General features: G+C 60.2%; 20 protein-coding genes and 4 tRNA genes. 5 read left to right on the forward strand and 19 right to left on the reverse strand.

What is annotated here, in order from left to right; genetic code table 11:
* Nucleotides 1–98: 98 nt before the first annotated feature.
* Entirely contained in the window at nt 99–872 is a 774-nt protein-coding gene (locus ACVOLZ_RS07080; protein WP_481515566.1) for an MBL fold metallo-hydrolase, read from the reverse strand.
* A gap of 135 nt (nt 873–1007) precedes the next feature.
* Between ACVOLZ_RS07080 and ACVOLZ_RS07085 the strand changes: the two genes are divergently transcribed.
* Nucleotides 1008–1931: a GlxA family transcriptional regulator gene (locus tag ACVOLZ_RS07085; RefSeq protein ID WP_481515567.1), complete on the forward strand. Its 924-nt coding sequence runs from the start codon at nt 1008–1010 to the stop codon at nt 1929–1931.
* 119 nt (nt 1932–2050) lie between these two features.
* On the opposite strand, the gene ACVOLZ_RS07090 is transcribed toward ACVOLZ_RS07085, so the two are convergent.
* Nucleotides 2051–2320 (reverse strand): putative hemolysin, encoded by a 270-nt coding sequence (locus ACVOLZ_RS07090; RefSeq protein WP_481515568.1) that lies wholly within the window; start codon nt 2318–2320, stop codon nt 2051–2053.
* Nucleotides 2321–2615: 295 nt separating this feature from the next.
* Between ACVOLZ_RS07090 and ACVOLZ_RS07095 the strand changes: the two genes are divergently transcribed.
* Together ACVOLZ_RS07095 and ACVOLZ_RS07100 are read left to right on the forward strand one after the other, a co-directional pair.
* Nucleotides 2616–2924, forward strand: coding sequence for a hypothetical protein (locus tag ACVOLZ_RS07095; protein WP_481515569.1), 309 nt, complete (start codon nt 2616–2618; stop codon nt 2922–2924).
* Between the two features lie 242 nt (nt 2925–3166).
* Complete coding sequence (locus ACVOLZ_RS07100) at nt 3167–3397, forward strand: DUF1653 domain-containing protein (RefSeq protein WP_481515639.1); 231 nt, start codon at nt 3167–3169, stop codon at nt 3395–3397.
* 105 nt (nt 3398–3502) lie between these two features.
* Here ACVOLZ_RS07100 and ACVOLZ_RS07105 read toward each other — a convergent pair whose 3' ends face one another.
* The 15 genes from ACVOLZ_RS07105 to uvrB form a co-directional block, all read right to left on the reverse strand.
* Nucleotides 3503–3796: a hypothetical protein gene (locus ACVOLZ_RS07105; RefSeq protein ID WP_481515570.1), complete on the reverse strand. Its 294-nt coding sequence runs from the start codon at nt 3794–3796 to the stop codon at nt 3503–3505.
* A 264-nt stretch (nt 3797–4060) separates the two neighbouring features.
* Nucleotides 4061–4609 carry a DUF805 domain-containing protein gene (locus ACVOLZ_RS07110; RefSeq protein WP_481515571.1) on the reverse strand — a complete coding sequence of 183 codons (549 nt, stop codon included), beginning with the start codon at nt 4607–4609 and terminating at the stop codon, nt 4061–4063.
* 345 nt (nt 4610–4954) lie between these two features.
* A tRNA-Pro gene (locus ACVOLZ_RS07115) sits at nt 4955–5031 on the reverse strand.
* Nucleotides 5032–5091: 60 nt separating this feature from the next.
* On the reverse strand, nt 5092–5448 hold the full coding sequence (locus ACVOLZ_RS07120) for a MerR family transcriptional regulator (RefSeq protein WP_303746832.1): 357 nt from the start codon (nt 5446–5448) through the stop codon (nt 5092–5094).
* Nucleotides 5429–5728 (reverse strand): integration host factor subunit alpha, encoded by a 300-nt coding sequence (locus tag ACVOLZ_RS07125; RefSeq protein ID WP_054657702.1) that lies wholly within the window; start codon nt 5726–5728, stop codon nt 5429–5431. The genes ACVOLZ_RS07120 and ACVOLZ_RS07125 overlap by 20 nt, the downstream gene beginning before the upstream one ends.
* 21 nt (nt 5729–5749) lie before the next feature.
* Nucleotides 5750–8131, reverse strand: coding sequence for a phenylalanine--tRNA ligase subunit beta (pheT, locus tag ACVOLZ_RS07130; RefSeq protein WP_481515572.1), 2382 nt, complete (start codon nt 8129–8131; stop codon nt 5750–5752).
* A gap of 124 nt (nt 8132–8255) precedes the next feature.
* Nucleotides 8256–9251: a phenylalanine--tRNA ligase subunit alpha gene (gene pheS, locus ACVOLZ_RS07135; RefSeq protein ID WP_481515573.1), complete on the reverse strand. Its 996-nt coding sequence runs from the start codon at nt 9249–9251 to the stop codon at nt 8256–8258.
* A gap of 200 nt (nt 9252–9451) precedes the next feature.
* Complete coding sequence (rplT, locus tag ACVOLZ_RS07140) at nt 9452–9811, reverse strand: 50S ribosomal protein L20 (RefSeq protein WP_054657697.1); 360 nt, start codon at nt 9809–9811, stop codon at nt 9452–9454.
* A gap of 10 nt (nt 9812–9821) precedes the next feature.
* Nucleotides 9822–10019: a 50S ribosomal protein L35 gene (gene rpmI / locus ACVOLZ_RS07145; RefSeq protein WP_002811096.1), complete on the reverse strand. Its 198-nt coding sequence runs from the start codon at nt 10017–10019 to the stop codon at nt 9822–9824.
* A gap of 287 nt (nt 10020–10306) precedes the next feature.
* The gene (gene infC, locus ACVOLZ_RS07150) at nt 10307–10831 is read right to left on the reverse strand and encodes a translation initiation factor IF-3 (protein WP_313319538.1); all 525 of its coding nucleotides are present in this window, start codon (nt 10829–10831) and stop codon (nt 10307–10309) included.
* Between the two features lie 68 nt (nt 10832–10899).
* Nucleotides 10900–12804 (reverse strand): threonine--tRNA ligase, encoded by a 1905-nt coding sequence (gene thrS / locus ACVOLZ_RS07155; protein WP_481515574.1) that lies wholly within the window; start codon nt 12802–12804, stop codon nt 10900–10902.
* A gap of 503 nt (nt 12805–13307) precedes the next feature.
* Complete coding sequence (locus tag ACVOLZ_RS07160; protein ID WP_481515575.1) at nt 13308–14453, reverse strand: agmatine deiminase family protein; 1146 nt, start codon at nt 14451–14453, stop codon at nt 13308–13310.
* Nucleotides 14454–14809: 356 nt separating this feature from the next.
* A tRNA-Val gene (locus ACVOLZ_RS07165) sits at nt 14810–14884 on the reverse strand.
* Between the two features lie 115 nt (nt 14885–14999).
* Nucleotides 15000–15074 (reverse strand) — tRNA-Val (locus ACVOLZ_RS07170).
* Between the two features lie 97 nt (nt 15075–15171).
* Nucleotides 15172–17187, reverse strand: coding sequence for an excinuclease ABC subunit UvrB (gene uvrB / locus ACVOLZ_RS07175; RefSeq protein WP_481515576.1), 2016 nt, complete (start codon nt 17185–17187; stop codon nt 15172–15174).
* Between the two features lie 211 nt (nt 17188–17398).
* On the opposite strand from uvrB, the gene ACVOLZ_RS07180 reads away from it, so the two are divergent.
* Together ACVOLZ_RS07180 and ACVOLZ_RS07185 are read left to right on the forward strand one after the other, a co-directional pair.
* Nucleotides 17399–17899, forward strand: coding sequence for a GspH/FimT family pseudopilin (locus tag ACVOLZ_RS07180; protein ID WP_481515577.1), 501 nt, complete (start codon nt 17399–17401; stop codon nt 17897–17899).
* Between the two features lie 49 nt (nt 17900–17948).
* Nucleotides 17949–18025 (forward strand) — tRNA-Asn (locus tag ACVOLZ_RS07185).
* Nucleotides 18026–18133: 108 nt separating this feature from the next.
* Here ACVOLZ_RS07185 and ACVOLZ_RS07190 read toward each other — a convergent pair.
* Both ACVOLZ_RS07190 and ACVOLZ_RS07195 read right to left on the reverse strand, forming a co-directional pair.
* Nucleotides 18134–18550 (reverse strand): type IV pilin protein, encoded by a 417-nt coding sequence (locus ACVOLZ_RS07190; RefSeq protein ID WP_481515578.1) that lies wholly within the window; start codon nt 18548–18550, stop codon nt 18134–18136.
* Nucleotides 18551–18567: 17 nt separating this feature from the next.
* Nucleotides 18568–22155 carry a pilus assembly protein gene (locus tag ACVOLZ_RS07195; RefSeq protein ID WP_481515579.1) on the reverse strand — a complete coding sequence of 1196 codons (3588 nt, stop codon included), beginning with the start codon at nt 22153–22155 and terminating at the stop codon, nt 18568–18570.
* Nucleotide 22156: the final 1 nt, after the last annotated feature.

Consider the following 22156-nt stretch of genomic DNA (forward strand, 5'->3'; position numbering starts at 1 on the left):
AACAACCCCCACCAAAAACTTGTCGGGCCCGCCCTGGGCGGGGGTGGTGTCTTCCCCGCCCCCCCTCTTCCTCTTGTTTGGCTCGGCACTACATCTGCTCAGAACTCGAGCACCTCACCATCAGCTGGAACCCACAGGCGATCCGCCAGCCCGGCCTCCCGCGCAGCCAGCAGCAACGCCTGCCGACTCACCGGACAATGGCTCAACGCCTCCAGATGATTGGCAACAACAACGCCTTCGGCAATGCGCGCAAACGCCAGCGCCTCATCAAGGCCCATGATGATCTCCCCACCAAGATCAAACCGCGCGCCGCCGGCTGGAATGACACAGACATCCGGCTGATGCCTGCGCACGAAATCTTCGACGGCGGGCGTAAGCACGGTGTCGCCAGACAGATACAGACGAGGCTCGCCGGGGATCTCAATCAGATAGCCCACGCCGTGCTCCATGAAGCGCCCGATCACACCACGTCCGTGAGTGCAGCGCACGGTACGAATGCTCCCGCCTAGAAAAGGACTTCCGAGTTCGTGCGCCGCAGGCAATGGCTGCACGTTCAAGCCGCGCGTCGCCAGATGCCCAGCATCATGCGGCGTGCAGATCACCGGAATGCGGCGCTCGCGCAACCAGCGTTTGCCGGCACGATCCAGGTGATCGAAGTGACCTTTCTGGCAGTGGGTGATCAGGCAATGGGTAACCGACTGCAGCGACGGCTCGGCTTCCGCTGGCAGATCCACCAGCGGGTTGCGCTGCAGACCGGCAAACAGGCGCAGCGGCGGCAACACCGCCCTGCCTGCCAACATCGGATCGACCAAGATTCGATGCGGACCGATTTCAACAATGATCGTGGCATTGCGGAGCTGCTGGATTTTCATGGCATGGCCGATGGAAAGAGGCGCCCATGGTGAGCCGGTACGGCCTGCCTGATAATGGCAAGAAACGCCATATTCCATTCAATACCAGCCATGCCAAAAACCTGCCAGATCGGCCTCTTGCTCTTTCCCGGCTGCATGCCTGCCGGCCTGCTTGCCTTTGCCGACCTGCTGCATGCAGCCAATCGCCGCACCGGCAAGCCGCTGTTCCAAACCCGGTTCGTCGGCTTGAAAGCCGGGCCGGTCAACTGCAGCCAAGGTCTGGAAATGCAGGCCCACAGCAGCATCGATGACCCACTTCTCGATGCCGTGCTCGTACCCGGATTCTGGGCCGAATCCGCAGCCGAGGTGGAAGCCGCACTGCAGAACAACGCTGCACTGATTCGGGCGCTTTCGCGGTTTCCAAAGCGCGCCCGACTGTGGAGCTATTGCGTCGGCGTCAGCCTCGCTGCAGCCAGTGGGCGCCTGGACGGGCAAGCAGCCACCGCCACCTGGTGGCTGCTCGACACCCTGCGCAAGCACCATCCGAAGATACGCTGGCAGGCAGAGAACACCTGCATCTATGCAGCACGACATGCCACCGCAAGCGGCGTCAGCGGCTACCTGCCGATTGCGCAGAATCTGATTGAACAGGCAGTCAGTCCGGCCATCCTGCAGGACCTGGTCAAGCTGATGGTGCTGCCAAGGCCCGCACAAACCCACAATGTTTTCCAGGCGCTCAGCCTCATCCAGCAACCCAGCGACTTGCTGCGCAAGCTGCACGCGTCGATCGAAGCATTGCCCGCAGATCAGCTGACAGTGGACAAGCTCGCAGAACTACTGGGCATGTCCAGCCGCACGCTTGCGCGCAAGGTGAAGGACGAGACTGGCTACGCCGCAGCAACGTACTCGCGCCGCATCAAACTGGCGCAGGTAGCCGAACGCCTGACGCTGACCTCGGCGCCGCTTTCAACAATCAGCAACGAACTGGGCTTCAGCAGCGACTCGAACCTGCAGCGCATGTTCAAGGAGCTCACCCACCTCACGCCCATGCAGTACCGGCAGCGGTTTTCGCGTCAGTGATGCCAGCGAGCCGAGCGTGGCTCGGCACTACATCGCATCGCGCAGGGCTGAGCTCTGGTCATCCTGCTCGTCCTTGAAACAGGATACGCAAGGGCATCCCAACCAAACACCCAGCCCCCTTATTTGTTGCCGGCCGCGTTGTCGCGACGGAACAGCTCCCATTCTTCGATCTGGGTGCCATCGGCAAGGTGGCAGATGCCGTATTCGCCACCTTCGCTGTTTTTCTTGATTTCGACCTTGCCGCCCTTTTTCACGCAATATTCGGACGCGGGATTGGCCATGCCTACACGCTTCTGACTAGCCTCGGTAGTGGTGTCATTTTTCGGCGCACAGGCTGCAACCGAGCCAAACAACGACAAGGCAGCTAAACAAATTACAACGGATTTCATCGGTGCTCTCCAGGGCTACTGCCATATTTTCAGCCGCAAGCCCGCAAAAGATTGTGATGACCTTGCAGCTTCCCAGCCAACCCGTCGGGCCATCGCATGCAAAGTATCGCGCGAGAGCATTGCACACGCGCGCAACAACGTTCTGGAGGCTGCCAGCAGCCTGGATTGACAAGCTACCCAGCACGCAAACAGCCCATGCCCACAACAGCGTTGCCGGAAGCATTGCGCCGCACCGGCAGGTTTGAATGCCCATTTGACAGCCAGTAAAATCCACCCTTTGTAGAAGGAGAGGAACGTGGCCAAAGACGAGCTGCTTCACGACATGTTGAACACCTTGGACAGGCTTATCACCGTCTTCTCTTCCCCCACCCCGGATGAAAAAGCCTGGCGCGAGGCGATCATCGAGATGCGCGGGATCCGCGCCTCATTGCCCGCATCTCCAATATTGGAGAGATTCGTGGGCAAGCGCATCAGGCAGTCTCTCGATATTCGCGGTTTGAGCCTCACCAATGGCCCAGCCACGCGAGCTCTCCTCGGCCCCAGCATCGTGGCCAACCTGACGCTGGCCAGGCAAGTCCTGGAAGGCTACCTGGGCAAGCCCTGAGGATAGAAACCAGTTACCTGTCACTCTTGGCGGCCCCTGGCCTGAGCAAAAATCAGCGACGGGTTTACGTCAATGCGTTGAGGCGACACTTCCACTGTTCTTCGGGATTTGACCGGCACGAGCATGCTTGAGCCAATATGCGCCTCTCGCCACGGATCGGCATCGGCCTCAATTTCAGTGCGCAGACAGCCCTTTCTTCCGGCCGCTACGATCCGCCGCCCTACCCGATAGAGAAATCGTCAATGTCCGACCTACCGCCTCTTCCCAGTCTGATGCCTGGACGCTATCGCCATTTCAAAGGCGGCGAATACGAGGTCATCGGCCTCGCCCGGAGCAGCGAAACGTTGGAAGCGCTGGTGCTCTACAAGCCGCTGTATGGCGACCTGGGTGTGTGGGCCCGGCCCTATGCGATGTTCGTGGAACAGGTGACTGTCGAAGGTGTTTCTCAGCCGAGGTTTGCCTACCAAGGCTGATATCGGCGTGCAGGCGCGACCATTTCACACGCAGCACCGTGCCGGAGCCTAAACGAGTCACAGCGAGACCGACCTGCGCAGTGACAAGTTCAGAGGCAGCTGACGCTACCGATGTCCCCACTTCTTGAACGCAATCGCTGCCGTCTCAGCTCGCAATCTGCGCTCATTTCGCCGCGCCCATTCCTCGCATCCCGCCTTGCCGGTCTCGTAGCTCCGGCAGTTGCGCGGCGGATGCAGCACCGCTCCGCCAGCTGGGGGCAGGTGGTACGCCAGATTCACGAACCACGATCCGTCCAGCCGCTCGACCAATCGGGATACAGCAATCTCGTTGACGTAGATCGCCGTCAGCTGGCTCTCGAAGTCTGCGACCTTCGCCCATTTGAAGTTGTCTGGAAGCATGGCCCAGCATGGCGCGATGGCGTCTCAGAGGCTGGGATCTGAGACAGCAATGCCTTCAACCAAGTGATGCCGCCTTGAATGGCTAATCAGCCCTGAACTCATCCGGCCAGAGTGGCTCTCGCTTGATCGGGTGGCTGATCTGAATGCGGGGTGCCTCGATTCTCGAACCCTGCCCAACTGGAACTGGAACTGGAACTGGAGTTGGGACTGATCTTTCAATAAGTGTGTACGCCGAAAGAGAGAACTGGCGAAGGACTCCTTTACTCATCCCGTAGCCACCCCGGCCGGCTCCTTCGCCTTGGTGGGATAGGTGAGCAGATAGAGCAGCACAAGGATGCCCCCCACCGGCGCCAGACTGATCAGCTGCCACCACGGATTGAAACCAGCGTCGCGCAGGCGCCGGGTGCAGGCCGCTATCCAGGGCAGCAGCACCACCAGCGAAGCGATTTCCAGCGCCCACTGGCCAATGGCTTCAGCGAAAAGCTGGGCGAAGGCAAGCACCATCGCCACAGCCAGGGCGAACCACCAGAAGTCCGCCCGCGGGGTTGTGCCAGTGAACTCAAGCCCGCGCAGCACGCCGTCGCGCATTGCCTCCAGCGCTGGCTGACTGGGGGACGGAGTACCAGTCAGCAGGCTTTCGGCAGGCACCTCGAAGACGGCAGCCAGTGCCCGCAAGGATTCCGTCGAGATCTTCGCGCCTGACTCCAGGCGCTGGATGGTCCTCAGGTTCAAACCGCTCAGATTGGCCAACTGCTCCTGCGACCATTGCCGGCCGGTGCGGAGCTCGCGAAGTCGGGCGCTGTTGATGTGCATGAAAGATTCCTTGAATCAGTTGTTTGGCTCACCAACATCATCCCGACGTTCCCGGTCGCGGGTAACGACATCAGCCCGACACGGGCAGGACACGAACCCGACCCGGCACTGGCGGTCCCATATCTGGCCTGAGCATAGCGCCCTGCGCGCCCAGGATTCATGCATTAGGGGAGTCGTCCTGAGGACAGCCTGCAGGGGATGCCCCGAAACTGGTTGCGGCCAATCACTGCTCCACTGCATCCAGCCAGTGCCTCGTGGCTCGTCAGCGAAGTAGCGGACAGCTGGCAACAACAACGAAAAAGGGCCTGCGCAATGAAGCGCAAGCCCTTGTTCGTGATGCAGTAGTGGTCGGGACGGCCGGATTTGAACCGACGACCCTCTGCCCCCCAGGCAGATGCGCTACCAGGCTGCGCTACGCCCCGATCGTTACTGCTTTCGCCTTGCGACGAGCCGGTGATTATACCGGTTTTCACACAAAAAGTTCAGCGACGGAGCAGTTGCAGTACTTCTTCCAGCTCCATGCGCACCTGCTTGATGATCTGGTTGCTCAGCGCCGACTCTTCGCGGGCGCCCTCGCCTTCCAATCGCAGGCGGGCGCCACCGATGGTGTAGCCCTGTTCGTACAGCAGACCGCGGATCTGCCGCACCATCAGCACGTCATGGCGCTGATAGTAACGACGGTTGCCACGGCGCTTGCCTGGCTCAAGGCTGGGGAACTCGGTTTCCCAATAGCGCAGCACGTGCGGCTTGACGTCGCACAGCTCGCTCACTTCACCAATGGTGAAGTAACGCTTGGCCGGAATCGGCGGAAGTTCGCGGTTACTGCCCGGATCCAGCATATGCCTCCACCCGCTCCTTGAGCTTCTGGCCCGGACGGAAGGTGACTACCGTACGGGCGGAAATCGGAATTTCCTCGCCGGTCTTTGGGTTGCGACCCGGGCGCTGGTTCTTGCGCCGCAGATCGAAATTGCCGAAGCCCGACAGCTTCACTTGACGTCCCTGTTCCAATGCATCGCGCAACACATCGAAAAACGCGTCGACAAACTCCTTGGCCTCGCGCTTGTTCAGACCGACTTCGTCGAACAAACGATCCGCCATCTCCGCCTTGGTCAATGCCATGCCTGCTCCCTGTATCCCGCCTCAGCCACGGATCTTTGCGCCGTGCCCATGATCAATCGCCGTCACCACGTCGGTGACTACGGCTTCCACGTCACGGTCCGTCAATGTGCGCGACTTGTCCTGCAAAATCAAGCCCATAGCCAAACTCTTGAAACCCGGCTCGACGCCTTGGCCGACATAACGGTCAAACAGCGCCACGTCACGCAGCAGTTCGCCAGCAGATGCCCGGATGGTTGCCGACAGCTCAGCCCAGCTGACCGATTCAGCCACGACCACGGCCAGATCCCGACGGACCGCCGGGAAGCGCGACAGCTCACTGGAACGCGGCAGCGAACGCGCAGCCAGCGGAGCCAGGTCCAGCTCGAAAGCGTAGACATCGGCGTCCACGTCCATGGCCTTGGTCAGGCGCGGGTGCAGTTGGCCGATCCAGCCGATGCACTCGCCATCACGCCAGATGTCCGCCGAGCGGGCCGGGTGTGCATACGGGCGCTGCGAGGCACGGAACTCCAGGACTGCGCCGGAAGCGGCAGCCAGCGATTCCAGATCACCCTTCAGGTCATGGAAATCGACCTTGCGCGCCTTCTCGCCCCACTGCAGGGTGGCGGCATCGCCGCACACGGCAGCTGCAATGCGAACGGTTTCCTTCGGCGCGGGCTTGCCCTCGCCAGCCTGCGCGGCGAACACGCGACCGATCTCGAACAGACGCACGCGACCAGCCTGACGGGCGACGTTGCGGCCCAGCGTTGCCACCAGACCCGGCAGCAGTAACGGACGCATCACTGCCAGCTCGGCCGACAGCGGGTTGGCCAGCGCAACCAGACCTTCGCTCTGCTGCCACTGCTTCAGCAGCTCGGCATCAACGAAGGCGAAGTTGATGGTTTCCAGCATTTCGCGGGCCACCAGCTGGCGGCGCAAGCTGAGGTCATCCAGACGGGTTTCGCTGGGCATGGCGATACGTGCAGCGCCGCCCGGCAAGGTGGTCGGGATCGACTCATAGCCGTGGATACGGGCCAGTTCTTCGATCAGGTCTTCTTCGATGGCGATATCGAAGCGACGGCTCGGGCCGGTAACGGTCCAGCCATCGGCAACAGTCTCGACCTGCATGCCAAGCGCGCGCAGGATGCGCTCCACTTCGGCGTCTTCAATCTGGATGCCGAGCACGCGCACGATGCGGGCGCGACGCAGCAGGATCCTGGCGGCGACCGGCAAGTCGGCTTCGCGCACGGCTTCGGTGACCGGCGCCGGCGTACCGCCAGCCAGTTCCACTACCAGCTTGGTGGCGTACTCGATGGCGGTGCGCGGCAGCTGCGGATCGACGCCACGCTCGAAGCGGTGACCGGCATCGGTGTGCAGGCCGAGCTTGCGGCCGCGGCCCATGATCGCCGCCGGGGCGAAATGCGCAGCCTCCAGGAATACCTTGCTGGTCGCATCGGTGACGCGGGTATCGAAGCCACCCATCAGGCCAGCCAGGCCGACCGGACGGTCGGCATCGGTCACCACCAGGAAGCTGTCATCCAGCGCGGCGTCGCGTCCGTCCAGCAGCTTGAGGCTTTCACCGGCACGCGAACGGCGCACGGCAATCGGCCCCTTCAGCGTATCCAGGTCATAAGCATGCATCGGCTGACCGAGTTCCAGCATCACGTACTGGGTGATATCGACCAGCAGCGACACCGGACGAACACCACTGCGGCGCAGGCGCTCGGCCATCCACAGCGGCGTGGTCGCGGCGGCGTTGACGCCTTCGATCACGCGGCCGAGGTAACGAGGCGCCTCAGCACCGGCTTCGAGCTGGATGCTCAGTTCACGTGCACCCTGTGCCGGCACGGCATCGGCGGCAAACGGCTTCACTTCGCTGCGGGTAGCGGCAGCCACGTCGAAGGCGATGCCACGCACGCTGAAGCAATCGGCGCGGTTCGGAGTGAGTTTGATCTCGATGCTGGCGTCCGGCAGGCCGAGGTACTCAACCAGCGCGGTGCCGACCGGTGCGCCGTCCGGCAGTTCCAGCAGGCCGGAAGCGTCGTTGTCCAGCCCCAGCTCCTTGGCCGAGCACAGCATGCCGTTGGATTCCACGCCGCGCAGCTTGGCCGGCTTGATCTTCAGCTCGCCGATCTGCGCGCCAACCATTGCCAGCGGTGCAACCAGACCCGGGCGCGCATTCGGCGCGCCGCAGACGATCTGCAGCAGCTCGGCCTGGCCTGCGTCGACCTTGCAGATCTGCAGACGGTCGGCTTCCGGATGGCGGGTCGCTTCGACGATGCGCGCGACCACCACGTTATCCAGGCCTGCGCCCAGCGCGGTGACTTCTTCGACTTCCAGACCGATGGCAGTCAGCACGGCACTGAGTTCGTCGCGCGATGCGGTGGTCGGTACGTGGCTGCGCAGCCAGCTTTCAGAGAATTTCATGTGTTTACCTTGATGGGAGGCGGGCCTCCCGTTGCGGTTTTTTGTTGATACCCGGCGCTTTGCGCCTGGGGTTGGTCAACGTTTGGAAGCTGCCGAGCATGGCTCGGCACTACACAGTTCGCCTTTAGGCGAACTGCTTGAGGAAGCGGACGTCGTTTTCGAAGAAGGCGCGCAGGTCATTGACGCCGTAACGCAGCATCGCAAAACGCTCAACGCCCAGGCCGAAGGCGAAGCCGGTGTAACGCTCCGGATCGATGCCAACCGACTTCAACACGTTCGGGTGGACCATGCCGCAGCCCAGCACTTCCAGCCAGCGGGTGCTGCCATCGGGCTGCTGCCAGGCGATATCCACTTCCGCACCCGGCTCCACGAACGGGAAGTAGCTCGGGCGGAAACGCATCTCGAAATCGCGCTCGAAGAAGGCGCGCACGAACTCGGACAAGGTGCCCTTGAGGTCGGCGAAGTTGGAGTGCTCATCCACCAGCAGACCTTCAACCTGATGGAACATCGGCGAATGGGTCTGGTCGCTGTCGCTGCGGTACACCTTGCCAGCCGCGATCATGCGCAGCGGCGGCTTGTGCTCGCCCATGTAGCGCACCTGCACACCGGAGGTATGCGTGCGCAGCAGGCGGCCGTCGCCGAAGTAGAAGGTGTCGTGCATGGCGCGCGCCGGGTGGTGCGGCGGGAAGTTCAGCGCTTCGAAGTTGTGCCAGTCGTCTTCGATTTCCGGGCCTTCGGACAGTTCGTAACCGAGGCGGGCGAAGATTTCGGTGATGCGCTCCAGGGTGCGCGTGACCGGGTGCAGGCCGCCGCGCTCGCCATGACGGCCCGGCAAGGTGACATCGATGCTTTCAGAAGCCAGACGTGCATCCAGCGCGGCGTTTTCCAGCAGCGTCTTGCGCTCACCCAGGGCCGAGGACACGGCGTCGCGCGCGATGTTGATCGCCTCGCCTGCCGCCTTGCGCTCGTCGGCCGGCAATGCGCCAAGCTGCTTGAGCTGGGCAGTGATGCTGCCACTCTTGCCCAACAGCGAAACACGCAGGTTTTCCAGCGTTTCCGGGCTCTGCGCCGCGGCCACATCGGCCAGCGCCTGCGCGGTCAAGGATTGGATGTCACTCATGGGATCGACGAAACCTCTGGCCGGCTTGCCTACGCGGTACGCGCCGGGCCGACCCCCGTCGCCACCAGTGGCTGACCGCCGCGCAACCATCGGCAGCGGCAACCAGCACAAAAAAGAATGGGGAAGGACTTGCGCCCTTCCCCATGCATTGTCTCACCACAGCCGCTGCGCGTGAACGCTACAACTGCTGCAAGAAGAACTTATGCCGCCAGTGCGCCCTTGGCCTTTTCTGCCAGAGCGGCAAAACCGGCTGCGTCGTGCACGGCGATATCAGCCAGAACCTTACGGTCCAGGGTGATACCAGCCTTCAGCAGGCCGTTCATGAAACGGCTGTAGCTCAGGCCGTTGATGCGGGCAGCCGCATTGATGCGGGTGATCCACAGCGAACGGAAATTGCGCTTCTTCTGCTTACGGCCAATGTAGGCGTATTGCTGTGCCTTGATGACTGCCTGCTTGGCAACGCGGAAGACCTTGCGACGGGCGTTGTAATAGCCCTTGGCGAGATCCAATACTTTCTTGTGGCGGCGGCGCGCCTGCACACCACGCTTTACTCGTGCCATGGTTCAGTCCTCAGAGGTAGGGAAGCATACGGTCCAGACGGCCTGCGTCTTCTGCGCGGACGTGATTCGTCTGACGCAGGTTACGCTTCCGCTTGGTCGCTTTCTTCGTGAGGATGTGGCTACGGTTGGCGTGACCGCACTTGTACTTGCCGGAGGCGGTCTTGCGGAAACGCTTGGCCGCCGCCCGGTTGGTCTTGATCTTGGGCATTGCTATGTCCTTGATGGTCTCTTTTCACTGACTGGGCGGTGGTTTTACCCACACTTTCCGTCCCTGCCCTTGTCTGTTTAAAGCCCACACTCCCACTGGAGGCAGGCAGGTCCTGGGTGAAGCAAACAACAAACCCGGCGAACCGGGTCGCCCATTATGCCTTGCGCACCAGCCACTTGCAAACTGCAAGCAGGTTGGCACCCAAAATAGCTGAACAGGCATGCAAACAGGGAGGCAGCCGAAGCCCCTCCCTGTTCAGCAAAGCAGCAGACCCGAGGGCCGACGGCTTACTTCTTCTTCGGCGCGATCATCATGACCATCTGCCGGCCTTCCAGGCGCGGACGGGACTCGATCACGATGTCCTCACCCAGATCAGCCTCGATCCGGTTGGCCATTTCGCGACCCAGTTCCTGATGGCTCATTTCGCGGCCACGGAAGCGGATGTTGACCTTGATCTTGTCGCCCTCTTCGAGGAAACCGCGCATCTTGCGCAGCTTGATCTGGTAGTCGCCCTCGTCCGTGACCGGACGGAACTTCACTTCCTTGATCTCGACCTGCTTGGTCTTCTTCTTGGCCTCGTTGGCCTTCTTCTGCGCTTCGAACTTGAACTTGCCGAAATCCATGATCTTGCAGACCGGCGGATCGGCCTGCGGCTGGATTTCAACCAGGTCCAGGCCTTCGTCTTCGGCCATGGACAGCGCTTCGTCGCGCGACAACACGCCAATCATTTCACCGTCACTGCCGATCACGCGTACGCGCGGCACCCGGATTTCCTGATTACGGCGGTTCTGTTTGTTGTCAGGGATACTGATATTGCAATCTCCAAGTGGATTAGTACCGGCCCTGCGGAGTGTCCGCCGGGGCCGGGGCCCTACTTACTTCAATGTTTCAATTCTGCCTGCAGCCGTTCGACGAAGGCCTGAACCGACATCGAACCAAGGTCTTCACCGGACCGCGTGCGCACGGCCACGGCCCCGTTTTCCTTCTCGCGGTCACCAATGACCAGCAGGTACGGTACGCGCTGCAGCGTATGCTCGCGAATCTTATAGCCGATCTTCTCGTTGCGCAAATCGGCGTCAACCCGGAAGCCTTGATTTGCAAGGCTTTTGCGAACTTCCTCGACGTAATCGGCCTGGGCGTCGGTGATATTGGCCACCATCACCTGCACCGGCGCCAGCCAGGTCGGGAACGAACCGGCGTGCTGCTCGATCAGAATGCCCAGGAAACGCTCCATCGAGCCCACGATCGCACGGTGCAGCATCACCGGATGCCGTTTCTGGCTGTTTTCATCGACGTATTCGGCACCAAGGCGGCCCGGCATCATGAAATCGACCTGCATGGTGCCCAGCTGCCAGGTGCGGCCGATGGCGTCCTTCAGGTGGTACTCGATCTTCGGGCCGTAGAACGCGCCTTCACCCGGCAGTTCCTGCCACTCGACACCGCAGCTGGACAGCGCGGTGCGCAGCGCGCCCTCAGCCTTGTCCCAGGTTTCGTCGTCGCCCAGACGCGATTCCGGACGCAGCGCGATCTTGATCTGGATTTCCTCGAAACCGAACGCCTTGTACACCGCCAGCGCCTGCTGGTGGAAGGCCGTCACTTCGGCTTCTACCTGGCTCTCGGTGCAGAAGATGTGGCCATCGTCCTGGGTGAAACCACGCACGCGCAGGATGCCGTGCAGCGCGCCGGACGGCTCATTGCGATGGCAAGCACCGAACTCGCCGTAGCGGATCGGCAGGTCGCGGTAGCTGTGCAGGCCCTGGTTGAACAGCTGCACGTGACCCGGGCAGTTCATCGGTTTCAGCGCATAGGTGCGCTTCTCCGACTCGGTGAAGAACATGTTGTCCTGGTAGTTGTCCCAGTGACCGGACTTCTTCCACAGGCTCACGTCGAGGATCTGCGGGCAACGCACTTCGCCGTAACCACTCTCACGGTAAACATTGCGCATGTACTGCTCGACGACCTGCCAGATCGACCAGCCCTTCGGGTGCCAGAACACCAGACCCGGCGCCTCTTCCTGCAGATGAAACAGATCCTGCTGCTTGCCGATGCGGCGGTGGTCGCGCATTTCAGCTTCTTCGATGCGCTTGATGTAGGCCTCAAGCTGCTTCTTGTCGGCCCATGCGGTGCCGTAGATGCGCTGCAGCTGCTCGTTCTTGGCATCGCCGCGCCAGTACGCACCAGAGATGCGCATCAGCTTGAAGGACTTCAGGAAACGCGTGTTCGGCACGTGCGGGCCACGGCACATGTCCACGTATTCCTGGTGGTAGTACATGCCCATCGCGGTGACGTCATCGGACATGTCTTCGATCAGGCGCAGCTTGTAGTCCTCGCCACGCGCCTTGAAGATTTCGATCACTTCCGCGCGCGGCGTAACCTTCTTGACGACGTCGTAGTCCTGCGCGATCAGCTCGCCCATGCGCTTCTCGATCGCCGCCATGTCTTCCGGCGTGAACGGGCGCTCGTTGTAGATGTCGTAGTAGAAGCCTTCGGCGATGACCGGACCGATCACCATCTTGGCCTCCGGATACAGCTGCTTTACGGCATGGCCGACCAGGTGGGCGCAGGAGTGGCGGATGATCTCCACGCCCTCCTCGTCCTTGGCGGTGATGATGCGCAGCGATGCGTCGTGATCAATCACGTCGCTGGCATCAACCTGCACGCCATCAACGGCGCCGGCAATGGTGGCCTTGGCCAGACCCGCACCAATGGACTGGGCAACGTCCATGACGCTGACCGGGTTTTCGAACTGACGGACGCTGCCGTCTGGGAGAGTGATGTTGATCATGGGATTCACCAAAGGTCACGGCCCGCCGGGCGGGCTGGAAACAACGCCAACAGGCGCGGTTTCACGGGATTCACGGAATTCTGGGCAATAAAAAAGCGCCACGACGGCGCCTGCATCAGGGCGGTGGCGGGATTCAGCAGTGGGCGATGGTAGTGCTCATGTCACACGCTCGGCCGGCGTTTCGCGCGGGCCACCTTGATTGCCGAAGGGGTTGTTATGGAGATATTAAACCAATCGGGGCAAACCTGCTCTGGGGCTTTCCGCGCCGCCAACTCACTGTCAGCACCAGAAGGCTGAACGCCCGCCTGCGCGGCTGACACTCGCCAGCATCAATGCACCTCCGCCGCTTCAGAAAAGCAACTGGGCACCACCCCGAAAGCCCCACAAAGCCAATGAAATCAGCAACCAAGTGAGGGTGTCGATAGCCTCCAGCCTTCAGCAATCGACATTCCGGCGATCCAGCCCCACCCAAGCGGTCGGACATCGGCGGCACGCGCCGATCATCAATGCCCGGCCACACCCACTTGGCGCTGCGCCCTACCAAAAACCGGAAGATTCTTGCTCACGCAGTGAATGCCGCCGCCACCAGCGGCGATCGGGTCGATATTGATCTGGACGACCTCCCGCCCCGGATAGAGCGACTTCAGCAGATCCCTGCAGCGCGCATCGGCCTCGGCATCACCGAACTCGGGCGCGATGACCGCACCATTGATCGGCAGGAAGTTGATGTATCCAGCAGCGTAGTCAGCCTCCCGCGTGTAGACGTTGTCACGCGGCGCCTCGGGCGGCGACAGCGTGTGCACCTGCAGGCGTCGCCCATCAGCGTCGGTCGCCGCCCGGAGTATCTCCAGGTGCCGACGCGTAACCGCAAAATCATAGGACTCCGGATCGTTGTCGAGGTTGGCGATAACGACACCCGGTGACGCGAATCGCGCATAGAAATCAACGTGGGCATCAGTGATGTCCTGCCCCTTGATTCCCGGCAGCCAGATGATCTTGCGTAGGCCAAGCAGCGACTTCAGCTCATCTTCGATCTGCGCACGACTCATGCCCGGGTTGCGGTTATCGTTGACCCAGCAACTCTCGGTCATGATCGCCGTGCCATCACCGTCCACCTCGATGCCGCCACCTTCGCCAGTGAGCCGACTGCGCATATAGCGCGCCTGCAGATCATCGCCCAGCACCTTCGCCACGGCGGTATCGCCAGCATAGGCCTGCTTGCGCCCCCAGCCGTTGAAGTTGAAATCAACCAGCCCGAGCTGCGCATCGCGCCCGAGCACAAAACAACCGCCGTAATCGCGTACCCATATGTCATCGAGCGGCATCGGCATGTAGCGGATATTGGCATTGCCGCAAGCACGCCGAGCCTCAGCCTCCTGCGCCTGACGGCAAAGCACAGTGACGGGTTGATAGCGGGAAATCGTGCGGGCGAGCAGCGCGACAGTCCTGTTCACAGGCGCAGCCCAATCACGCCAGACAGCCTTGGATGCGGCATAGGCCAGAAACACACGCTCCTGCGCCACCTCCTCCGCCGGCATGCGCCAGCCCTGCCCTGCTGCATCCAACGGCGCACACAAGCCACTTTTGATAGATGCCGCCGCGCCAAGGCCAACGGAGAGCTGCGCAAGAAACTGCCTACGGTTCAACATCACATCACCTCAAGGATAGGCGGCGATTTCATCAGACATTCGGCAGGCACGCGTGAACCGGCCACTACCGACGCGGAGGGTGCCAGCAGAGGTCAGATTCCACAGAACAAGCGGATAGTCCCGCCCAACTGATGAAGGCGCTGTCGCGAGCGACGGCGGGCGGAACTCCCTCACGACACCAGCCACAGGCAAAACCCACGCAGCACGACGCCAAGCAAGAGTGCCCAGCCATGACCATCAGCGAACAAATCCGGGTTGCCACGGGAACCTCCGGGCAGACGAAGCGAAATGCAAAGCCCAAGGGACTGATTCGCTCTTCAAGTGATTCCACCGAAACCGCTATACCGGGTTTCAAGTGGTGGGCGGTACAGGGTTCGAACCTGTGACCCCTACCATGTCAAGGTAGTGCTCTACCGCTGAGCTAACCGCCCGTTTGAAGCCTTTCTACGTTACGAGGGCCGGATCAGCCTTGCCGCAACGTATAACATCACCTGGAAACAAAAAACCCGGCCAGCGCCGGGCTTTCGTTGCCACTTCGCGAGGAAGTGGTGGGCGGTACAGGGTTCGAACCTGTGACCCCTACCATGTCAAGGTAGTGCTCTACCGCTGAGCTAACCGCCCGTCTCAGCAACAATTTCTTCGTTGCGAGGGCGCGTATCTTAACCCTGCTCTTCACGAAGAACAACCGTTTTCTCGAAAAATTTCACACCGGGCCGCCTCAGCCCAGATTCGCCTCCTTCAGGCGATGGATCTGGTCACGGATACGCGCGGCATCCTCGAACTCCAGATCCCGGGCGTGCTGGTACATCGTCTGCTCCAGCTCCTTGAGGCGCGCGGCCAGCTTGACCGGCTCCAGCGGCAGGTAATCGCTCTCGGGCTCGGCCACGCGACGCCCCTTGCCCTTGGCGCTGGACTTGGGCGAACTTTCCTCGTGCGCGCCCTCGAGGATGTCGACGATTGGCCGCACCACGGACTGCGGCACGATGCCGTGCTGTTCGTTGTATTCCACCTGCTTCTGCCGGCGACGGTCGGTCTCATCGATCGCCGCCTGCATCGAGCGGGTCATCTTGTCGGCATACAGGATGGCTTTGCCGCGGACATTACGCGCAGCACGACCGATGGTCTGGATCAGCGAGCCGGTTGAGCGCAGGAAGCCCTCCTTGTCGGCATCGAGAATCGCGACCAGCGACACCTCGGGCATGTCCAAGCCTTCGCGCAGCAAGTTGATACCAACCAGCACATCGAACTTGCCTAGGCGTAGATCGCGGATGATTTCCACGCGCTCCACCGTGTCCACGTCCGAGTGCAGGTAGCGCACTCGGATGCCGTGTTCGCTCAGGTATTCGGTGAGGTTCTCGGCCATGCGCTTGGTCAGCGTGGTGACCAGCACGCGGTCACCCATCTTGATGCGCTCAGTCGCCTGCGACATCAGGTCATCAACCTGGGTACCGACCGGGCGGATCTCCACCTGCGGATCGATCAGACCGGTCGGGCGCACCACCAACTCGGTGATGTCGTTGCCCGACTCGCGCAACTCATATGGACCCGGCGTTGCCGACACATAAATGGCACGCGGCGACCGCGCCTCCCACTCTTCGAAGCGCAGCGGCCGGTTGTCCAGCGCCGAAGGCAGGCGGAAGCCGAATTCCACCAGGGTCTCCTTACGCGACCGGTCACCCTTGTACATGGCACCGATCTGCGGAATGGTCACGTGCGATTCGTCGATGACCAGCAACGCATCCGGCGGCAGGTAATCGAACAGTGTCGGTGGCGGATCGCCAGCCGCCTTGCCGGTAAGGTGACGCGAGTAGTTCTCGATGCCATTGCAGTATCCAACCTCGGCCATCATTTCCAGATCGTACTGGGTGCGCTGCGCCAGCCGCTGCGCCTCGACCAGCTTGTTCTGCGCGTACAACTGCTCCAGCCGCTCCTTCAGCTCGACCTTGATGGTCTCGACCGCCGCCAGCACACGCTCACGCGTGGTCGCGTAGTGGGTCTTCGGATAGATGGTGTAGCGCTGCATCTTGCGCAGGCTTTCGCCGGTCAGCGGGTCGAACATGCTCAGTTGCTCGATATCACCATCGAACAACTCGATGCGCAGCGCCTCGCTGTCCAGCTCGGCCGGGAACACATCGATCACCTCACCGCGTACGCGGAAGGTGCCTCGCTGCAGTTCGTACTCGTTGCGGGTGTACTGCAACTGGGTCAGGTGCTTGATGAGATCGCGCTGATCGATACGCTCACCCTTGGACAGGATCAGGCGCAGCGACAGATAGTCTTCCGGCGCACCGAGGCCATAGATGGCCGACACCGTCGCCACCACGATCGCATCCGGCCGCGACAACAGTGTCTTGGTTGCCGCCAGACGCATCTGCTCGATGTGTTCGTTGATCGAACTATCCTTCTCGATGAAGGTGTCCGACGAAGGCACATAGGCCTCGGGCTGGTAGTAATCGTAGTAACTGACGAAGTATTCCACCGCGTTGTTCGGGAAGAACGCCTTGAACTCGCCGTACAACTGCGCCGCCAGGGTCTTGTTCGGCGCCATCACCAAGGTCGGGCGCTGCACCTGCTGCACCACATTGGCAATGGTGTAGGTCTTGCCAGAGCCGGTCACGCCCAGCAGGGTCTGCTTGGCGATGCCAGCCTCGAAGTTGGCCACCAGCTTTTCGATGGCGGCCGGCTGGTCGCCGGCGGGCGAATACGGCGATACGAGCTGGAAGCTATCGGACATGGCGAGTAAGACCTGCGTGGACTACCCAGTATAGCCAGCCCCGAGAAGACGACGCCGCAAGGGCTAACCCCATGTTCAGCCACTCCCTCCGGCGACACCGCTGCCAGGGACCGTTGGCGAGCATCGTTGCTCACATTCCAGACATTCGGCCATGCCAGCCTCCAGTTCATCCCACCCGCACCATCCAGTTGCACACCAGGGCGGCACCAGCATGGTCGAACTGCTTGTCTGCATCTGCGTGGCCGCCACGCTTGCCGGGATCGCGGCGACACAACTTGCACCACTGCTTGAGCGCAACCGCGCAGTTGCCGCCAGCAACGCGGTGGTGGCGCAACTCTATCTGGCCAGGACGACAGCGGTGAACCGGCGCACCGCAACGGTACTCTGCCCGTCCAGCACCGGCATTTACTGCAGCAGTGGCACCGATTGGACGATGGAATGGCTGATCTTTCTTGATGGCGACGGCAACGGCCGCCCGGACGCGGCGACTGACATCATCCGCGCCGATCCGCCAACGGTTTCTGGTGTGCAACTATTCAGCACCGTTGGCAGAACCCGCATCCGTTACCTGCCTGACGGTCGCAGCAGCGGCTCAAATCTCACGCTATCCATCTGCAGCGACAACGGTGCCCTGCTCAGCAAGGTCGTGGTCAACAACGCAGGCCGGGCGCGTAGCCAGCGCGGCAGCAATGTCGCCAGATGCCCAAAGTAGTCCGAAGGTGTTGCAACAATCTGCAGGGCTAAGTAGAATGCGCCTCCCCGCCCGAATAGCTCAGCCGGTTAGAGCACTTGACTGTTAATCAGGGGGTCGTTGGTTCGAGTCCAACTTCGGGCGCCAAAATTTAAAACCTGCGAGCAATCGCAGGTTTTTTTTTGCCGCCACTTTTTGAAGCCCGAAAACAGGACGGGCCGCAAAGCGGCCCGTCCATCAACTTTCAGACAACACTCAGAAGCACTTGCTCGTATCCGAGCCTGCCGAACCAGTCACGGCTCGTGCGCCATTCTGGTTGATGCTGATCGTCTTGCACAGCGCGTCCTTCGAATCCTGTGAGCCCTGCGGAACTGCACTGATCGTATAGGTGGTAGCCGTTACGTTGGAGCGTCCGATGGCGTAATGCGCGCTTATCTCATTCTGGCAAGGCAGCACAGTGCCCGCCGCTAGACCGGTATACCCGCCCCCCGGGTTGCTGGCGTATTGCCGCTCCATCAACTGTCCCCACTCCAGTATGCAGCCAGCCGCAGCGACACGGCGCCCTTTGACCACATGATTGATGTAGCTCGGGTAGGCGATGGCGGCAAGAATGCCGATCACCGCCACCACGACCATCAATTCGATCAGCGTGAAACCTTTCTGTTTCGACATGTTCATATCCCCGCTGCTCATTCCGGAACGATTTCACGCCAGCTGATACGGCTTGGACGACCAATGGTTGGCGGATTGGTCCCATCACTCTGGGTGCCACTGCTACCGTCGCTGCCCGGACCCTGCCCGGTACCCACAGTCGCCAACGAACTGGTCATATTGACCTCGGTGGGCATACCACCTGCGACCCCGATCGAGCCGATAACACCGCCATTCAATCCGGTCTGATCCGTGAAGTAGCCGCCACTCTTTGGACTGGTGCCGGTGAAAATATTGATGGCATTGACATAACCACTACCGGTAGCGCCATTGCAATCAACGCCTTCAGCAGGGATCTGCGATGCAAGATACATCGCAGATCCATACACCGTTGGCGCCGACGTCACCCGCTCGGGAACTTTCAGATCAATATACCAACCCTTCTTGCCAGCCGGCAGCGCCGAGTAACTTTCGAATCCACGCGCATCCTTCCCACTCGCCGTCTTGCCAGTGAAAGGAATGGTACGGGCCTGCAACTCGGAACGATTGGCAATGGTCGAATTGGAGTCAATGATGCCGTAGATACTCTGCACCTGGCTAGTTGTAGTCGCATTGCCAGGCACATCACTGCTCGAAATAAACCTACCCGTGCCGAATCCGACAAAAACATTGCCAGAAGTATCCCGGCCTACACCAAGACCGCCGGTTATCGGCTGAGGGGCCTTATTCGCATCCACCGCCTGGAACAACCTCACTGCGGTAGTGCTTGGCGTGTCACCCTGGAAATCCCAGCGCCAGATATTACCCTTCAGGTCGCCGCCGTAAACGACGTCGATCTTACCGTCGCCATTCAGATCCGCCAGACCGGTAGACATCAAACCATTACCCGTCCCGGTGTCAGCCACCAACTTACGCGTATCGAGAATGGTGCCCGTCGGCGACAGCTCGTAGGCATATAGCGTTGCGGACCCGTTTGGGCTGTCAATACCATTGGGCACCAGCGCATAGGTCTTGCCCCCGTTACCTTTACGAATACGGACTGCGCCAAGCACATAACCCATATCCAAATCATCGTCCGGAGTCGCACTGGATTTTGGCGTCTGGAACGTCCTGTCCCACAATACGTTGCTTGTACCCATTCTGGTCGAATCGGTTACATCCAGAGCAAACACACCGCGACCACCCCGCCCCAACGCCGCAACCAATATGTTCTTGCCATTGCCCTGATTGGCCCTGCTGATCACGTCCATCTGCCCATCGACAAAATAACGATGCGTATACGCCGTGGAACTCAGGCTGGCCATCGACTCGAAATCAACACCCTTGGGCACGTACGAGAACAAAATCTTGCCGTTATCAGCATTGATCCCGTGCAACATGCCATCGTTGGCACCGACATACACCATCTTGTTGTCGGCGACAAAAGCCGGCGACGAATCAACGATATCACCGAGCGGATAGGCGCGAGCACGCAGCACACCACCAACCTTGGACTCCTCCTTGCTCTGATCACCACGCAGATAGGCGATATTATCGACAGCCGAAACCGCATCAACGCTGCTGGCACGCGCGAAAACGGAAGTATTGGCCATGGCGCTGGTGAATAGCTGGGCAGTGCCATCCTTGCTGGTCAATATGGTCCGATCCTTGAACCCACTCGCATTGACCCCACCACCAGCAAAGCTACTGGAAAGCGACCACAGCGGCGTATCGGAAACACCAGTCAAAGCCGCATTGAACGGACTGGCAATCAGGTTGCCGATCCACGACACCGAGGTAAAGCCGGCCACGAAAGTCAGGGTCGCAGAGTCGGTCTTGGTTGAGCTGGAGGCGATATTGGAACCTGACGCACTACGCGCATCGATCGAAGCCAGTGCTGCAGACAGTGCATTCGCAAATTTTTCGGTATCGGTTGCGACGATGAAATCGCCCCGACCATTTATTGCCGCATGCCAAAGATCATCAATGCGCTGTTTGCCATCACTGCTGCTCCACGAAGTATTCGCATACTTGTCGCTCCCCCAGACATCCGGGAACGGATTCGGGGAAGCCAACTTGGGATCAAAATTCCCTTGCAGACCAATTGATACGCCAAAAGTCACCATATGCTGCCATGTCGCAGGATCCCGACTACTGGGGCGAATCGAGTTCGGCATCGCCGATTCGGGGCGCATGTCATTCTTCCAATAATAATAAGCCACGTCAGCCAGGGAGTAAGCCGTATTATCGGCGTAGGGATAACCTGCGCCCGAATCCACGTTGCCCGCACCGTCACCAGCGTTCTTGCCATCCGAATATTTCGCAATATCCCCACCCACGAATCCGGACTTACTGTTCCAATACCCGTCAGTGGTCAAAATTGCATAATTCTGGCGACATATCAGCTTATTGCCAGCCGAATCTTTCCACGGGTCATCGGTAGCAAAATAGCGCCCAGCGCGCTGCAAGGCACCATGCAGCGGCGTGCCGTCACTTGCACCAGCACCCTGCAATCGGGAGTAGAAATTCTCACGGTTCCTATCCAGAAAGAGGCCACCATCGGTACCTATGGCGATCGGAAGATTCGGCGAACTACCTGTTACATCATTACCACTACCGCCGCGATTCCAGATCGTGTCATAGCCAACCCGATAATTTTTTCCAAGCTTTGCGAAGGCCTCGGAGGCCCCGGCCTTGGCCATTTTGTTGCGCGTACGATGATATTGATACCAGTTGGCGAAATTCTGCAGCTCATCCTGCTGAGTCCGCCCAGTAGGTGTCACATCCGTCCAACCGCCCCATCCGGATACGTTGTACGTAACATTTGCACTATTTCCGCCATTGTAGATGTCGAAATAAACGGTAGTGTACCCAGACCCAATATAAACGTCCTTGACTACACTGTTCGAATCATTGTAGTCAATCAGCGACGAATTGGAGCAGTCTTTCTTGGAGTAAACATTGAGATTGGTATTCCCGTTACCCGTCAAACTGAACGTCACCGTGTCCACACCACTGACCACAACAGGAAAGCAGGACGAGTAGTTACGCCTACCCACTGTCACACTTCCACTGGCCAGCGATGAAAACCTAGAAGCGCGCTGCACGACTCCCTCGGCATAATTTCCAGAAGCAGTAGATTTAACAATACGGTATTTATCGTAATTGCCTAAATTGACCCCCGGAGTAGCAACATTCGCCTTCGGTACGTAGAAAAATGATTCAGGACTGCCCCGCAAATCGAAATTACCCGTCAAATTTGTGGCAGCCGATGACACTCCCCTGAAATTCGCAGAGGACAATCGTTTAACGGAATTCGTTGTATCGGACTCGGCAACTGCAGTATGCCAAGGCAAATATGACTTCAATGGATTGTAATATAACGTATTGGTTACATAAGAACGATCCGATGCATTATCAGAAAGGCCATCTGAACTATCATCAGGCATTCGCTGAAACGCCATTGAGCCCGAATCATCCAAGATCAGCATGATATTCGGCGGCACCGAATCACCACCGGTAAGCAGCGGATAGGGCGGGAATGAAACCGCTTGCGCCGAGCCTGCGGCCATCATCGATACCAACATGGCGCCGAGACCCAGGCGAATATGCTCCGACAGACTGTTTTTGCAGAATGCAGTTTTCATG

Source organism: Stenotrophomonas sp. STEN020, from assembly GCF_056760195.1.